The sequence below is a fragment of the Paenibacillus sp. genome (assembly GCF_031177825.1).
Lineage (GTDB): Bacteria > Bacillota > Bacilli > Paenibacillales > YIM-B00363 > Paenibacillus_AE.
The window spans coordinates 26,453-41,950 of record NZ_JAPSKE010000015.1; the positions used below are offsets into that span (position 1 = coordinate 26,453).

Below are 15,498 nucleotides of genomic sequence, written 5' to 3' on the forward strand. Positions count from 1 at the left end.
CGCATTTCGTAAAATAGGAAAAAGGCTGCCACGTTCCGCGCGACAATCGCGAAGGAACGTTGGCAGCCTTTTTTCATAAGAACATTTATAAATATTCCTCGACGTCCGCGTTCGTCCGCTGTTCCTCCAGCCACGTCGTCGACAGCGTCGACAACGCCTCGTTCGCGAGCGTCTCCCGAATCTCTTCCTTCTTCTCCTCAAGCGTAGGCATATAAGCCGCTTTCTTCTCGGTCACTTGGATGATATGAAATCCGTTGCTCGTCTCGACCGGTTCGCTGAGCTGCCCGACCTCGAGGGAGAAAGCCGCCGTCTCGAACGGCTCCTCCATCGCGCCCTTCTCGAAGAAGCCGAGATCGCCGCCGGACTCGACCGTGCCCGTGTCGAGCGACTTCTCCGCGGCCAGCGCCGCGAAGTCTTCGCCGCCCGCGAGCCGGAGCCGAAGCTCCTTCGCTTCTTCCTCCGTCGCCACGAGAATATGCGACGCCTTCACCTGCTCGGGTTGTTCGAGCGCGGCGGCATTTTCGTCGTAGTAGGTTTGAATCTCCTCGTCCGTCACGGCGATCTGCGGCTCCAGCAGCTTCTTCAGCTGCGCTTCGAGAGCCATCTGCTCCTCCAGCCCTTCGACAGTCATGCCGTACATGGCCAGGGTCGACAGAAACTCGTCTTCGCTCGAGAACTGTCCTTTGACCGCGTCCATCCGTTCGGCGATGTCCGCGTCCGTGACCTCCACGCCCGCCGCTTCGGCCGCTTGGCGCACCAGCTCCGCGTCGATCATCGACGACAGCGTCTGTCCGCCGTCCGCGGCGAGCAGCGCGTCGAATACGTCCTGCTTCGAAATCGAGACGCCGTTGACCGAGGCCGCGGGACCGAGGTCCGCGTCCTGCTCCCGGAGGAAGGGGAACAGCGCGGCGGCGATCAGCAAGGCGAGCAAGACGAGAGATATAATTTTCCACTTCGTTGTTACGATGTCATTCATGAGTACGCTCCTTCGATTTTCGAATCATGTCGGCAAGTCCAATGCCCACATTATGCTTCGCGAACCTGAAGCGCATATGAAATTCACCTGAACGTTTCCTGAAAATGAAAAAAGGGACTCAATGAGCCCCGTAATACGCGTACTCCACCCCGCAAGGCCCGCCGTCCGGATTGGCCTCGAGATCGACCTCGCTGCCGTCCGCGCGGAACAACGGGCGGTAATAATGCGAGATTCGGGCCGCCGACGCGTTGGCGTAATGGCAGATGAACGAACGCCGGAATCGATCCTTCGTCTTGTTCCGGTACGAGCCGTGGATCAGATTGCCGTTGAAGAACAGCACGTCCCCCGCCGCGAGCGCGACCGGGACCGCCTTCATCCCCTCCGGCGGCTTCACGTAGTGGTTCGTGAACGACTCCTTCGCGTCCGCTTCGTCCGGACAGACGATCTCGTGCGCGTTCGTCTTCGGCACGACGAGCAATCCGCCGTTCTCCTCGTCCGCCGGGTCCACCGCCGTCCACGCGGCGATGCAGTTGCCCGGCTCGACCTTCAAGTAGAAGTTATCTTGATGCAGCGCCTGGCCGCGAGAGCCCGGCGGCTTGTAATAAAACATACTCTGCGCCGCCAGCGCCTCTTCTCCGAACAACGACTCGAGCGCCTCCAGAACGGGCGGGTGCAGCATGTAGCGCTTGGCGGTCGCGTCGAACCGATGCGGATGCATCACTCTAGGATACCGCTTCAGCGGATCCGTCCCGTCCGCCGCGAAATCCGGCTCGAAGTGGCCCGGCACCGTCCGCCGGCCGATCTCCTCGAACGTCCGCTCGATCTCTTGCAGCTCCTCCTTCGCGAACAATCCTTTCACGACAACATAGCCCTCTTCCTCGAATCGGCGCCGCTGCTCCTCGCTCAACGATCCCCTTCGTTCCGTCATCACACGATTCTCCTCTCGTTTTTTGAAGTGTTAGAGTTGATTTTCCTTTATTTTAGAGTAGAATCGCTCCTATAATGAAGTATGGAAACCGCTGAACAATCACACGATTCTGCTATTCATGGGAGGGGGCACTCGGAAAATGGAGCAACGCCTTGAGGCCTACGGCGGCGAAGCCAAGGGCCTTGCGATCGCCGGACGATTCCGCGTTCCGGACACTTACGTCGTCGACCGGCCGACCGGCCGCGACGAAGACGATTGGATTATCGTTTACACCCTAGAGGGCGCCGGTTACGTCCGGACGACGGGTCAGGAGCATCGGCTCGGCCCCGGCGATATCCTGTTGCTGAACGCGTCCGTGCCCCATGCGTACGGCACTTGCGCCGGGGAGATCTGGGGCTTCGTCTGGGCCCACTTCTCTCCGGAGCGCATGGACGCGAGCTTCCTGCCGACGGAGACGGCGACCGTCGCTCCGATCGCGGACGCCTCCGCCCGCCGGCGCATCGTCCGCGCGTTCCGACGCGTGCTGATCGACGCTAGGGATCGCGGCGACTTCTGGAACGAGCTGTGCTACGGGGCTCTGCAGGAGGTGCTCGCGATCGCCGCCCGCCAGATCGCCCGGCGCATCGACCCGCGCATCGAGGAAGCCCGCCGCCTGCTGGCGGCGAACATGCGCGAGCCCGTCCGCATCGAGGCGTTGGCGAAGGCGGTCGGGCTGTCGCCGTCGCGGCTGTCGCACCTCTTCAAGGAAACTACGGGCCAATCGATTGTCGACGCGTTGAACGCCATGCGCGTGCGGCAAGCGGCGCTGCTGCTCGAGCATACGCGCCGAGGCGCCGCGGAAATCGCCTACGAAGTCGGCTTCCAAAACTATAACCACTTCCTCGCTCAGTTCCGCCGAAGATTCGGCGCCAGCCCCACCGGCTATCGTCGCGGGCTGCGGCTCGAGTAGCTGCGCCCTCCCCTGCCTCTCCCCCTAGTTCATTGCGCATTCTAAGGCGATTTCCTCGATTCAGGGACCATGGAGTCGACCCTTTCTCGCCAGACTCTCCGGGGCGGGGATTCGCTAGCGGGCTCCTTTCTAAGGTGATTCCCCCTAGTCAGGACCACGTGTCGACGCTCTCCGCAGGCTCCTTTCCAAGCGGATTTCCTGGAAATTTTCTATTGATTTTAGAACGTATGTTCGGTATAATAAGGAAAAGGAGGCGGCGTTCATGGATCAAGCGGAACAGGTGGCGTATTTCTTCCGGCGGCGGTGGCCGAACGGGTTTTCCTGCCCAAGCTGCGGGTACGGGGCGTATTATACGATCTCGACGCGGCAGCTCCCGCTCTATGAATGTCGCCTGTGCGGCCATCAGACGTCCGTGACGGCCGGCACCGTCATGGCCAAGACGCGCACGCCGCTCGCCAAGTGGGCCGCCGCCATCGAGCGGCTCGCCTCTACGAACGGCGTGAACGCGAAGCGGCTCGCCGCTCTCATTGACGTAAAGCACAAGACCGCGTGGCGCATGCTGCGCAAATTCCGGCAGGCGATCGGAGAAGCGGAAGACGCCTTCAAGCTGCAAGGGACCGTACATACCGGGCTTCATTTCTTGGCGCCTAAATCTATTTTCATCTTCCTGCCCCACCGGCACTACCGCTGCGAACGCGTCGTCTCCGTCTCCGCATCCATCGGGACGAACGGCAGGCCGACCGCGCTGAAGCTCGGATTCGTACCACGGGACCGTCTCGTCCGCGGGTTCAAGGAACCGACCTCGCACGGGAAAGCGCGTATCCTCGAAGAACACGTCGATCCGAGCGCGGACGCGTTATGGCTCAATTCCGATCGGATGCACCGAAGCCCGCTGCGGGATTGCCTGCTAGAGGCCCGCGGTTGGATGAACCGGCTGTTCAACGGCGTCGGCACGAAGTACCTTCAGAGCTACCTCGACGAATTCTGCTACCGTTGGAATGCCGCCGCCAAGGGAATCTCCTTGCGCGACGAGTGGGACAAGCTTTGCTTTCGCGCCGAAAGACGCTCCGGGGAGGCGCGCCTCTTCGCCTGAGCTCATAGGAAGGTCCGGCGAGGGTCTCCCCCATGAGGCAGTCAAACACGCCGGTTCCCTGAGCAGAGGAAATTAAGTTAGAAAGAAGGCACGCACAGGATCCCCCTCCTCGGAAGCGTCTCGTCGCGAGCGTCAGCCTTCGATTCGCCGTCGTCGGGCACGTCCGCTTTTCCCCGCACCTGAGCAGACGAAATCAGTTTAGGAAGAAGCACGAAGAGTGAGAGTCCTCCGCCCCTCTCGAGTGGAGTGATGTGCGGAAGCATATAAAAACCCAGAGCAATCCTGCCCTGGGTTACTTAAGCTTCTTATTTATATTGCGGGAGCCAGTCGCCGTGCGCTTCGATCAAGTCGTCGCACATCGCGATGATGTCGTCCATGGACAGCTCCGCCGACGTATGCGGGTCGAGCATGGCCGCGTGGTAGATGTGCTCCTTCTTGCCGGTGATCGCGGCTTCGATCGTGAGCAGCTGCGTATTGATGTTCGTGCGGTTCAGCGCGGCGCATTGCGGCGGCAGATCGCCAACGTACGTCGGCGTCACGCCGCTCCGATCGACGAGGCACGGCACTTCGACGCACGCCTCGCGCGGCAGGTTCGTGATAAGGCCGGTGTTCATGACGTTGCCGCCGATCTTGAACGGCACGTTCGTCTCCATCGCCTCGAACATGTACGACGCGTATTCGTGCGACCGCTGGTGGTTGAGGTTCGCGTCGTTGACGAGCTCGTCGCGCATTTTCCCCCATCTCTCGATTTGGTTTACGCAGCGGCGCGGATATTCGTCCAGCGGAATGTTGAAGCGCTCGATCAGCTCCGGATAGTTCCGCTTGATGAAGTACGGGTGATATTCCGCGTTATGCTCGGACGACTCCGTAATGTAGTAGCCGAACTTCAGCATCATTTCGAGGCGCACCATGTCGCCGTGCTTTTCCTTTTGCTTCTCGACCGCGCGACGCTTGATTTCCGGATACAGGTCGACGCCGTCCTTCGTGACCTCGAGCAGCCATGCCATATGGTTGATGCCCGCGATCTTCGCTTGTACGCCTTCCTTGTCGATCCCGAGGTTGTCGAACAGATGCGGGATACACGCCTGCACGCTGTGGCACAAGCCGACCGTCTTCACGCCGCCGTACGTGTTCATGACGTTCGTGAGCACGGCCATCGGGTTCGTATAGTTGAGGAACCATGCGTCCGGGCATACTTCCCGAATATCCTTCGCGAAGTCGAGCATGACCGGAATCGTCCGCAAGTTCCGGAAGATGCCGCCGATGCCGACCGTGTCCGCGATCGTCTGGCGCAAGCCGTACTTCTTCGGAATTTCGAAGTCCGTGATCGTGCAAGGATCGTAGCCGCCGACCTGAATCGCGTTGACGACGTACTTGGCGCCGCGGAGCGCTTCCTTCCGATCGTCGTACGCCTTAATGACGCATGTGCTGCCGGTCGTCCGCTTCAGGTTGTTGAGCATCATCTCGGAATCTTTCAATCGTTGCTTGTCGATATCGAACAGGGCCAATTCGAAGCCCTGCAGCGCAGGCGTCATCATCGTGTCGCCCAAGACGTTCTTCGCAAATACCGTACTTCCCGCGCCTAGAAACGTAATCTTCGTCAACGTTACCCCTCCAGATCAATGTGCGTTACTCCTCTTCAAATATAGGCGAATTCCATAGGACTGGGTATGGAGGAAACGAAGACACATATGGATATTTGTAGTGCGATAGAGTACGATGAGAGGAAACGGATAGGGGGATCGACGGATGTTTCCCGAACATTACAGCTTCGCGAGTTACGTCAATCCGGAGAAGAGTCGGGGCGAAATTACGGTGTTATTCAGCGGCGAAGCACGTCCGATGGAGCTGCATAACACGGGACCCGGCGTTCATGATTACTATTTATTTCATACCGTTACCGCAGGGAACGGAGACTTTATGTTGGATGGCAAGCGTTACATTTGTGGTGCGGGAGACACCTTCATGATCTTCCCGGGCTCGCTTCATCAATATGTCGCCGCCGCGCGGCATCCATGGGAATACGTGTGGGTCGCTTTCCAAGGGCATCGATGCGAGCCGCTGCTGCAGCAGCTTGGCCTCACGCCCGAACGCCCGGTCGTCCGGGGGAGCGCGACCCGCCATGCGCTTGCTCTATACCGCCGGCTCAGGAGCTCGCTGCGCGACGCGGAGCATCCGGCGCTCGCCGACCTGGAGGCGGCGGGCTGCCTGCGTCTTCTGCTGCGCGAGCTCGCGCTCGCCGAGCCCGATCGGCTGCCTGCGCCTCCGACCGCAGGCACGGCCGCGCGGCGCCAGGTCGAGCAGGCGATGCGCTGGCTCGAGCTGCAATACGCCCAACCGATCTCGATCGAGCAGCTGTCGAAGTCGCTCGGCTACCACCGTACGCACCTGTCCAAGATGTTCAAGGACGCGATCGGCCTGTCGCCGATGCAGTTTTTGATGCAGATCCGTCTTGAACGGGCGAAGTCGCTGCTGCGGAGCCATTGGTCCGTAGAGCAGGTCGCGTCGTCGGTGGGGTTCGCGGATGCGTTGTACTTTTCCAAGCAATTTCGGAAGAGGTTCGGCATGTCGCCTACGGAATACCGCCAGCGGCAATGACGGATGAACGGTCAGTCCGATGATCACCGTCCAGTCGGAACTGTGATATGATCTCCTCTGTAGAACCCTACAGAAAGCGTGCCGATCGCTTACGAACTGCTAACGAAGCTTCGCAAATCCCGAATCGAGGAAGCTGTATAATCAATGAGGTGAGAATGTGACCGTGATTCACGACAAGAAACGGCAAATCATCGAAGCGGCGCTCAAGCTTTTCGCCACCAAGGGGTTCCACGAGACCTCGATCCAAGATATCGCGGAATCGGTCGGCATCGCCAAGGGATCCGTGTACCTTCACTTCAAGTCGAAGGAAGATCTTCTCGTCTCCGCTTTGAAGCATACCGTGCACCGGATGTTCGAGGAAGTCGCCTTGGCGTCTACCTCCCCCGGCTTGTCCCCAAGGGAACGGCTCGTCCGCAAGCTGGAGAGCCAGCTTCGGTTCGGTTACGAGCACAAAGCGTTCTTCACGATGCTGCTTAACGAACGTTCGGTTCACGTCAACGAGGAACTGAAGAAATTCATGATGGATCTGCGCGTCCGCTCGGTGCAATGGTCGCTTGCGGACATCCTGGATGTCTATGGCGAAACGATCGGTCCTTATGCGATGGACGCCGTCGCCGCGCTGCAGGCGCTGGTGGGGCAATACACCGGGTACTTGATCCTCCACCAAGTCGAAATCGACATCGCCGCGTTGGCCCCGTTCCTCGCGGATCGGCTGGAAGACGTCGTGGACGGGATGCTGAAGAAGGGCCGACCTCCAATGCTGACGGAACGTATGCTGTTAGGCCCCGCGGCCGCCCCGGCCGCCGGCGAGGACGAGCGCGACGCCCGCGTCGACCTGCGGGCGCATTGGATCCGCATCCTCCGGGAGACGATCCGGGAATCGACCCTTGACGAGGCGAAACGGGAGGAGCTGCACAGCTACGCCGTCGTGCTCGAACACGAGCTGCGAAAGCCGGACCCGGCCGATGCCGTCGTCCAAGGCTTGCTGGCGCATCTGCGCGCCGCGGAGCCGCCGGCGATCGGCGCGGTGGTCCGACAGGTGGAGCAGGAGCTCGCGCGCATATCCCGTTAATTATTTAACATCTAAGTTGATAAAGTTATCCAAGTGCATCATAATAGGGAAAAGAACGACCTATTCATCCATGGAAGGGGTAGAAACCTATGTACGACATCGCTATTATCGGCGCCGGACCCGCAGGCGCCAGCGCCGCGATTTTCACGGCGAAAGCAGGCAAGAGCACCGTCGTGATCGATAACGACAAGGGCGTTACGAGACGCGCTTGGTTCGAGAACTTCTACGGCATCCCGGAAATCGACGGCCCTTCGCTCGTGGACATCGGCGTCGCGCAGCTGAAGAAGCTCGGCGCGGAGTACGTCCTTGACGAAGCGAAGGACGTCTCCGCCGTCGAAGGCGGCTTCGCGATTACGACCGCCGGCGGCGCGAGCTATCAAGCGAAGCACGTCGTGCTGGCGACCGGCTTCTCCGTCGAGTTCGGCGAGAAGCTCGGCGCCGCGACGAAGCCCGGCACGGAGCCTCGCGTGAAGACGATCTTCGACGTCGACGCCGACGGACGGACGAGCGTGCCCGGCGTATGGGCGGCCGGTACGGCTGCGGGCGTCAGCGTGCACGGGATCATTACCGCCGGCGACGGCGCGAAGGTCGCGATCAACTTGATCAGCGAGCTGAACGGCGACCGGTACGTCGATCACGACGTCATCAAGCCGAAGGAATAGGACGCAAAAAAAGGAACCCCGCCGGGACGAGCGACCGGCTGCGGGTTCCTTTTTCCTGATTCGGGGCACTTACGAGCGGATCAACTCGGGTCGGTTTTCCGCTTGCGGCGGTTCTTCCATCCATCCTTGCTTGATCATCAGCTTGCCGCCCTCTTGCGCGTAGTTGTACACCCTCGTCATCAGCGCCGTCAGCTTGATCGGCAGGTCGCTGCGCAGGCTGAACGACGTGCCGAGCGCGTTGCCGCCGAGACCGAAGCTCGTGAGGATGTTCGTGCAATACATCATCAGCTTGTCCGAGAATGCCGGCGTCGTCGATTCCGAAGCGCGGCCGGACGAGGAGGGCGAAGGATTCATGTCGCTCTCCATGAAGACGGCCCGAATCATATCGACCGTATCCCGCGCCAGTTCGCGGCCGGATTCGAAATACCGCTTTACCTCCGGCTCGAGGGCGGTTTGCGCGAAGCCCGTCATCAGCTCGAAGCCGACGACGTTCGTCTCCAACTGTTGGTACAGATGCGCCGACTCGACCAGATTGATCGGGCGCGCCTTGCGCAAGACTCCTTGCCCCTTCATATATTCGAGGTCCTGCACGAATTCGTTCTCGCGAGGCGGCGTTACGATCGGAGGGCGGGAGAGCAGCCCTTGCGCGAGCAGCAGCTCCGTCGCGTCGCCGTACGCCCGCTGCGAGCTGACCGACATGTCTTGGATCAGTCTGCGAATATCCTCGCGATACGACATCGTCAGATGCAGCGCGCTTAGCCCGGACGTAATCTTTGCGAAGACGCGGACGAGGGCGATGCTGAACATCCCGCTAAACAGTGCGGGAGCCCGCTCGTTGACATCCTCTTCTCCGAAGCCGACGGGGATGACGACGCCTTCCTTCCGGAACAGTTGACGGATGCGGTCGCTAAACCCGTTCACGTCCGCATGCGCGCGGGTCAGCAACTCTTTCTCCTCGTCGCCCTGCGCGTGACGGATGAAGTACCGCAGCATCCGGTCGCTCATCGTCTTCTCCAGATACGTCATCCACAAAATTCCGATCTCCGAAGATGCAAGCGGGGGATTCGAGGTATTGCTACTCATAGCTGTCGCACTCCTATAGGAATATTATACAGCTATGGTATCCCGTAGGCGGCCGTTTTATGTGCCGGAAATCCCGCGAAAGCGGAACGCATGCTCGTACGTACGGTCCGAAGGCAGCGTATATTCCGGATGCGCCTTCGCGCCCCAGCTGTCGTCGCCGCCGACGCCCATCTGTCGGAAGTTCGCTCGCACGACCGTCTTGCCGGCGAACGCCGGCAACTGAAACGGATAGCTGCAGCTCTCGAGCTCGATCGGCGTATACGGCAGGGCGCTCCACTCCATCGTCGGCTCGCCGGCGAATCGGAGTCCGACGCCGTTCTCGTCCGTTACGGACGCCCATCGCACTTCGGTCTTGTTGCCGCTCTCCTGCGGCCGCAAATACGGCGCCGGCTGCTCGCGGACAAACCCTTCATAGACGCCGAGCTTCGCCCCGTTCATCCGATCCCAGTACGTCTCGTGCGGGCCGTTGCCGTACCAGCGCACGCGGTCGAAGCGGCCGTTCAGCACGAACAGCATGCCGATCTCCGGAATTTCCGCCAGCCCTTCGCCGGGCGTCAGCGTCTCCCTTACCTCGACCTCGCCGTTCGGGTGCACGGTATAGGCGATCGTAACGGTCGTCTTCGACGAAGCGGCGGCGGCCGGCATCGGCATAAGCAATTCGTAGACCGCTTCGACGAACGCCGCCGCTTCTAACGTCTCGCTGCGGAACGACTTCATCTGCCGCGACGCGCCGGCCAGCCGCCACGGGGCGCAGCGGACGTGATGGAAGCTGCCCCGGTCGTTGTCCGTGTACGCTCTCCAGAAGTTCGGCGCCGGCGGGACGGTCACGAGGTCTTGGCCTCGGTACCGATATCTCGTCAGATGTCCCGAGCGCTTCTCGAAGGAGACGCTGAAGTCCGCGCCGCTCACCTGCAGCGTGACGACATTTTCCGCGACCGTCAGCGGAGCGTCGGAGATCGCGGCGGCGCTTGCGGCAGCGGCCGAGGCCGCGTCGGTCGGCAGCTCGAGCGCGAGCTGGCCGAAGGCGACCTCATGCCCCGCGTCCGCCCACCGCTCGTCGCGGCGCAGCGCGAAGCTCGCCGTCAGCACGTACTCTTCGCCCGGCCGGACGCTCTCCGGCAGCGCGAACGGCGGGCGGACGTCCGCCCGCTCGCCCGGCGCCGCCGCGACCGACGCGATCGCGCGCTCGACCGGTACGCCGTTGTTCGACAGCGTCCAGACGAGGTCGAACGCGTCGAGGTTCGTGAACAGGAACCGATTCGTCAGGCGGAACGCGCCCGTCTTCGCGTCGAGCGGTTCGAACGCGACGTTCTGATAGCACGCCTTCGCCTCGTGCAGCTTCGGCGAGACGGACCGGTCGGCGAAGACGAGGCCGTTGCCGCAGAAGTTGCCGTCGTTCGGGAAGTCGCCGAAGTCGCCGCCGTACGCGAGGTACGTCGACGTCCCGTCCGGCGTCGGCTTGCGCAGCGCCTGATCCATCCAATCCCAGATGAAGCCGCCCTGAAGGATCGGATAACGATAGAACAAGTCGACGTACTTATGGAGATTGCCGAGCGAATTGCCCATCGCATGCGCGTATTCGCACAGCACGAACGGCTTCTTGTTCGGCTCGGCGGACTCCGCGTATTCGTACAGATCCGGCAGCTTCGAATACATGCGGCTTTCGACGTCGGACGCCGCCTCGGAGGCGCGGTACATCGTTACGCCTTCGTAATGGACGGGGCGCGTCGGATCCGCGGCCTTGAGCAGGTCCCGCATCGCAAGGAAGTTGTCCCCGCCGAACGACTCGTTCCCGAGCGACCACATGACGATGGACGGGTGGTTCTTATCCCGCTGCAGCATCGAATTGGCGCGGTCGAGCACGGCCGCCTTCCATTCCGGCTTGCTGCCCGGCAGCGCGCCGCCTTCGCCCTCTTGGCCGTAAAACCAAGAGCCGTGCGTCTCGAGATTCGTCTCGTCGATCACGTATAATCCGTATTCGTCGCACAGATCGTACCAGAGCGGATGGTTTGGATAGTGCGAGGTCCGGACCGCGTTCATGTTGTACGCCTTCATCAGCCGAACGTCGGCGAGCATGTCCTCGTACGTCACCGCGCGGCCCCGGTCGCAATGGAATTCGTGTCGGTTGACGCCTTTGAACACGATCCGTTGTCCGTTGATCTTCATCAGCCCGCCGTCGATCTCGAACGTGCGGAAGCCGACGCGACAGCTGACCGTCTCGAGCAAAGCGCCGTTCGCATCGCGCAGGGCGAGCGCTAACGTGTACAAATGCGGATGCTCGGCGCTCCACTGCAGCGGCCGCTCGATCGCGCGCGCGAACGACAGCTCGAGCTCCGACACGCCGTCCTCGAACGCGACGCCGAGCAGCGCCTCGGATCCCGGCACGACGCGCCCGTCCTTATCGTATAGGGCCGCCTCGAGCGTCGCCGCCTCCGGCGCGCCGCCCGTTCTCGTCACGAGCGCCTTCACCTGCAGGCTGCCGTGCTCGTAGTTCGCGTCGAGCGTCGCGGCCGCGAAGAAGTCGTACACGTGCAGCGCCGGCGTCGCGTACAAATACACCTCTCGGAAGATGCCGGACAGCCGCCAGAAGTCTTGGTCCTCGAGCCAGCTCGCGTCGCACCAACGGTACACTTCGACCGCGAGCTTGTTCTCGCCGGTGACGAGGTATGGCGTCAGATCGAACTCCGCCGGCGTGAACGTATCCTCGCTGTAGCCGACGAGACGGCCGTTCACCCATACGTAAAACGCCGATTCCACGCCCTGGAAGCTGAGATATACCGGCTTCCCGACCCACGCTTCGGGCACCGTGAAGGTGCGGACGTACGACCCGACCGGGTTGAACTCCGAGGGAGCGAACGGCGGATCGAGCGTCTCCTTCCCTTCCCACGGATATTTGATGTTCGTATATTGCGGGGCGTCGTACCCATGCAGCTGCCAGTGCGACGGAACCGGAATATCGTCCCACGCCGAACAATCGTAATCCTCGCGGTAAAACTCCCGTTCCCTCTCTTCCGGACGCTCCGCGTACCGGAACTTCCAAAGCCCGTTCAACGATTGAAAATACGGCGACGTGTACCGATCCCCGGCCAGCGCCGCTTCCACCGTATCGTACGGCATCAGGGTCGCGTGCGCTTTCATGCGATTCACTTCGAATAGGTCGGGATTGTTGTTCCATTCCGGAAATCCGTTCGCCGGCGGCGTATAACGCAGCATGCTTCCAACACCTCTGAATTAGTAGAATCAATAGTTCAAATCGAATCTCGCGATCTCGTACGGCTGTATTTCGAATGCGATCGCTCCGTCCTCTTGGGACGAAACAGGCGCTTCGGCGCCCTCCCGGTTCGCGGCGAAGCCGACGGCGCCAGGCGCCTCCAGCCGGACCGCGCGAGGCTCGTCGCTCACGTTCGCGACGAGCACGCGCATGCCGGCGTCACTCAGCAGCGCGAGCGCCTCGACGCTGGCATCGGCGCACGGTACGGCGCTGAGCGGGGCGCCCCGGTACGGCGCGAGCGCCGCGAACAGCCGGCGGTACGCGGGCGTCGGCACGGACGCGCCGGACGCGTCGGTCGCGACGAGCCCGCTCTCGCCGACGGCGTCGCCGAAGACGATCGACGCCGCCCCCGCCTCCGCGAGCCGCCGCAGGCTGCCCAGCGTCCAGGCCGCCGCGAACGGCTCCCGTTCCCGCGGATCGTGTTCGCGCTCGCCCACCTCGCCGGTCGCCGCCGCGTTCACCCGCTGGGTGAACGTCACCGGCCCGGCATGGATCGGCGCGCCGCCGGCGGCCTCGCGGGCATCCGCGACGACGAGCGCCTGCATCGGCAGCGTCTCGACGATCGACGCCCGGTCGAACACGTGCACCTGCGGATTCATCGCGAGGCACACCCCGTCGAGCCGCTCGTACGGCATCGTCCCCGCCGCCGCGGCGCGGTTCAGCTCCGCGTAGTTTGCCCGCGAGCCGCCGAGCAGCGGCACCGCGCCGTATCCGGCGGCGTCGAGCGCCGTCCGCGCCGCCTCGGCCCGCGCCGCCGTCGTGACGGCGCCGGCCCCGAACGCGGCGAACGCGCGCAGCCGCGTCTCCGATCGGGCGAGCCGCGCGCAGCACGCCGCGAGCCGCTCCGCGGCGCGCTCGTCCGCCGCGGCCGTCGCCGCGATCGCGAGCGGCAGCCCGAGCGCGGCCGCCCCGGCCGCCGCGCCGTCGACCGCCGCTTCCCACGCGGCGGCGTCCAACGACACCGCCGCGTACAGGAAGTCGATCGGCAGCGCTTTCAATAATGCGGCGGCGTCAGGTCCGATGATGCCGTCCGCGGCCGCGTCGTACAGGAGCCCGAGCGGCGGCAGCTGTCCGACGGCCCGGCGCTCCGCCCGCAGACGGACCGGCGCCTCCTGCGCCGCATCGCCGCCGGCACCTTCGTCCGCCCCGCTCACCCGGACCCGGACGGCCTGCTCGACGACGTCGCCGCGCCGCACCTGCGCCGGGAACGGGCGCGAGAGCGGCGTGCAATACGTCTTGAACGAGGCGTCGGTCCAATTGCGCTGGTCCTCCATCTCGAACAGATCGCCTTCGAAGCCGATCTCCACCTCGAGATCCGGCGCGCCGGGCACCCCGTGGCGCAAGGCGCGCATGCCGAAGAACGGCTGATGCGGGGAGATGCGCTCCGGGAACGCTCCCTCCGTCTCCCCGTCCTCCGACGCGACGACGACGCGTTCGCCCGCGAGCGTATCCGGATGCAGCACGCAGAAGCCGATCCGGTTGCGCAGGAAGTCGGACCGAGCCTCGCCCCGCATCCGAAACTCCAATGCGCCGTCGGCCGTCCCGGTCATGACGCCCTCCCAGGCGAAGTCGATGTCGCCTTGCACCGTCTCCGCCGCGAGGCGCGCCTCGAACCCGTCCGCCCCTTGGCGGACGTCGTACGCCGTAAATCGGGGAGGCACGGTGCCCCAGTTCCGGTCTCTCACCGCGACGTATACCTGTCGCACGACCTCCCGGCCGCCGGCCCGCACATACCGCAGCGTCCCATCCTCCAGCGCCACCGACAACGGTCCCGCGCGAAGCTCATGCCTCATCGCGTTCGCCTCCCGCTCCTTCGATCAAGATCGCCCGATGCTCCGCGGCGCTCTCGTACGTACCGAACGTCATCCGCAGCGTGACGAGATTGTCCTCGCCGCTCGTCTGGAACGCCGCGCCCGTCTCGAGGCATTCCACGAAGTGGGATTGCAGCCGGAAGTGGCTCTCCTCATGGTCGAGATGCGTCGACTCCGCGATCGTCCGTTCTTCGGTCCCGTCGCGGTGGACGATCGTAATGCGGCCGTCCGTATACATCTTGATCGTCCCGTTCTCCCCGTCGATCGCCATCTGCTCCAGATGGACGGGCTGGACGGCGTCGCCGAGCGGCCGATCGAGCTTCTGCCGCGTCGCCCAGCTCATGTCGAGGAAGCCGTAGAAGTCGTCGTACCCGAGCACGACGACGCCGGAGTCTTCGCCGGCGATATGCGGGCTGATCGTCGTCGTCTCGGCGTATAATCGCTTCGGCGTGCCGAACAAAAACCGCCACGTGTCGAACCAATGCACGCCCATCTCGTAGAACAGCAGCTTCGGCATGTCGCGGAAGAACGGCTGCGGAATCGCGACGCTCGGCGCGAATCGGGGCGTGTAATAGTCCGTATGTATATACCGGGCGGCCTTGACCTTCCCGATCGTTCCCTCGTCCAACGTCCGCTTGATCAGCTGGAACGGCATGAGCCAACGCCAGTTCTCCGTCACCATCAGCCGCACCCCGGCGTCCCGCGCCGCCGCGACCATCCGCTCCGCGTCCTCGAGCGTCGGCGCGAAAGGCTTCTGGCACATGATGTGCTTGCCGGCCGCGGCCGCCTTCGTCACGAATTCGACGTGCGTCTCCGGCCCCGTCACGATATCGACGATATCGATGTCGGCGTCTTCCAGCATCTCCTCGATCGTACCATACAATCGATTTTCCGGCACGCCGAATTCCGCCGCCCTCGCCTCCAGCTTGTCGCGGCTGCGATTGCACAGCGCGGCGATCTCGACGCCTTCGATGCGGCTCCACGCCTTCAGATGCTTGTCGGACCAGTAGCCGGTGCCGACGAGGCCGACCTTCCACCTTTTCGTCATAGGTTTC

At 63.0% G+C, this 15,498-nt stretch carries 12 protein-coding genes; 5 read left to right on the forward strand and 7 right to left on the reverse strand.

What is annotated here, in order from left to right:
- Positions 1 to 85: 85 nt before the first annotated feature.
- Positions 86 to 976 (reverse strand): peptidylprolyl isomerase, encoded by an 891-nt coding sequence (locus RIN49_RS17385; protein ID WP_309121423.1) that lies wholly within the window; start codon positions 974 to 976, stop codon positions 86 to 88.
- 118 nt (positions 977 to 1,094) lie between these two features.
- A complete protein-coding gene (locus RIN49_RS17390; protein WP_309121424.1) occupies positions 1,095 to 1,904 on the reverse strand; it encodes a phytanoyl-CoA dioxygenase family protein in 810 nt (269 codons plus the stop codon).
- A 139-nt stretch (positions 1,905 to 2,043) separates the two neighbouring features.
- On the opposite strand from RIN49_RS17390, the gene RIN49_RS17395 reads away from it, so the two are divergent.
- Positions 2,044 to 2,853, forward strand: coding sequence for a helix-turn-helix domain-containing protein (locus RIN49_RS17395; protein WP_309121425.1), 810 nt, complete (start codon positions 2,044 to 2,046; stop codon positions 2,851 to 2,853).
- A gap of 262 nt (positions 2,854 to 3,115) precedes the next feature.
- A complete protein-coding gene (locus RIN49_RS17400; RefSeq protein WP_309121426.1) occupies positions 3,116 to 3,946 on the forward strand; it encodes a transposase in 831 nt (276 codons plus the stop codon).
- Positions 3,947 to 4,251: 305 nt separating this feature from the next.
- Here the strand turns inward: RIN49_RS17400 and melA are convergent, their stop codons facing one another.
- Complete coding sequence (melA, locus tag RIN49_RS17405) at positions 4,252 to 5,550, reverse strand: alpha-glucosidase/alpha-galactosidase (RefSeq protein ID WP_309121427.1); 1,299 nt, start codon at positions 5,548 to 5,550, stop codon at positions 4,252 to 4,254.
- 145 nt (positions 5,551 to 5,695) lie between these two features.
- Between melA and RIN49_RS17410 the strand changes: the two genes are divergently transcribed.
- From RIN49_RS17410 to RIN49_RS17420, 3 genes are all read left to right on the forward strand, one after another.
- The gene (locus RIN49_RS17410) at positions 5,696 to 6,544 is read left to right on the forward strand and encodes an AraC family transcriptional regulator (protein WP_309121428.1); all 849 of its coding nucleotides are present in this window, start codon (positions 5,696 to 5,698) and stop codon (positions 6,542 to 6,544) included.
- 157 nt (positions 6,545 to 6,701) lie between these two features.
- A complete protein-coding gene (locus RIN49_RS17415; RefSeq protein ID WP_309121429.1) occupies positions 6,702 to 7,616 on the forward strand; it encodes a TetR/AcrR family transcriptional regulator in 915 nt (304 codons plus the stop codon).
- Between the two features lie 89 nt (positions 7,617 to 7,705).
- Complete coding sequence (locus RIN49_RS17420; RefSeq protein ID WP_309121430.1) at positions 7,706 to 8,278, forward strand: FAD-dependent oxidoreductase; 573 nt, start codon at positions 7,706 to 7,708, stop codon at positions 8,276 to 8,278.
- Between the two features lie 69 nt (positions 8,279 to 8,347).
- Here the strand turns inward: RIN49_RS17420 and RIN49_RS17425 are convergent, their stop codons facing one another.
- From RIN49_RS17425 to RIN49_RS17440, 4 genes are read right to left on the reverse strand one after another with little or no spacing between them, the layout of a single operon-like run.
- Positions 8,348 to 9,361, reverse strand: coding sequence for a DUF3231 family protein (locus tag RIN49_RS17425; protein ID WP_309121431.1), 1,014 nt, complete (start codon positions 9,359 to 9,361; stop codon positions 8,348 to 8,350).
- A 57-nt stretch (positions 9,362 to 9,418) separates the two neighbouring features.
- Positions 9,419 to 12,574 (reverse strand): beta-galactosidase, LacZ type, encoded by a 3,156-nt coding sequence (lacZ, locus tag RIN49_RS17430; protein WP_309121432.1) that lies wholly within the window; start codon positions 12,572 to 12,574, stop codon positions 9,419 to 9,421.
- Positions 12,575 to 12,601: 27 nt separating this feature from the next.
- Positions 12,602 to 14,425 (reverse strand): D-apionate lactonase family protein, encoded by a 1,824-nt coding sequence (locus RIN49_RS17435; protein WP_309121433.1) that lies wholly within the window; start codon positions 14,423 to 14,425, stop codon positions 12,602 to 12,604.
- Positions 14,415 to 15,491, reverse strand: coding sequence for a Gfo/Idh/MocA family protein (locus RIN49_RS17440; protein WP_309121434.1), 1,077 nt, complete (start codon positions 15,489 to 15,491; stop codon positions 14,415 to 14,417). Before RIN49_RS17440 ends, RIN49_RS17435 begins: the two co-directional genes overlap by 11 nt.
- Positions 15,492 to 15,498 lie beyond the last annotated feature (7 nt).

What these genes read in the sequence shown, in the direction of transcription:
- RIN49_RS17385 (WP_309121423.1), bottom strand. Translation starts at nt 976, where the DNA reads ATGAATGACATCGTAACAACGAAGTGGAAAATTATATCTCTCGTCTTG.
- RIN49_RS17390 (WP_309121424.1), bottom strand. Translation starts at nt 1,904, where the DNA reads ATGACGGAACGAAGGGGATCGTTGAGCGAGGAGCAGCGGCGCCGATTC.
- RIN49_RS17395 (WP_309121425.1), top strand. Translation starts at nt 2,044, where the DNA reads ATGGAGCAACGCCTTGAGGCCTACGGCGGCGAAGCCAAGGGCCTTGCG.
- RIN49_RS17400 (WP_309121426.1), top strand. Translation starts at nt 3,116, where the DNA reads ATGGATCAAGCGGAACAGGTGGCGTATTTCTTCCGGCGGCGGTGGCCG.
- RIN49_RS17410 (WP_309121428.1), top strand. Translation starts at nt 5,696, where the DNA reads ATGTTTCCCGAACATTACAGCTTCGCGAGTTACGTCAATCCGGAGAAG.
- RIN49_RS17420 (WP_309121430.1), top strand. Translation starts at nt 7,706, where the DNA reads ATGTACGACATCGCTATTATCGGCGCCGGACCCGCAGGCGCCAGCGCC.
- RIN49_RS17425 (WP_309121431.1), bottom strand. Translation starts at nt 9,361, where the DNA reads ATGAGTAGCAATACCTCGAATCCCCCGCTTGCATCTTCGGAGATCGGA.
- lacZ (WP_309121432.1), bottom strand. Translation starts at nt 12,574, where the DNA reads ATGCTGCGTTATACGCCGCCGGCGAACGGATTTCCGGAATGGAACAAC.
- RIN49_RS17435 (WP_309121433.1), bottom strand. Translation starts at nt 14,425, where the DNA reads ATGAGGCATGAGCTTCGCGCGGGACCGTTGTCGGTGGCGCTGGAGGAT.
- RIN49_RS17440 (WP_309121434.1), bottom strand. Translation starts at nt 15,491, where the DNA reads ATGACGAAAAGGTGGAAGGTCGGCCTCGTCGGCACCGGCTACTGGTCC.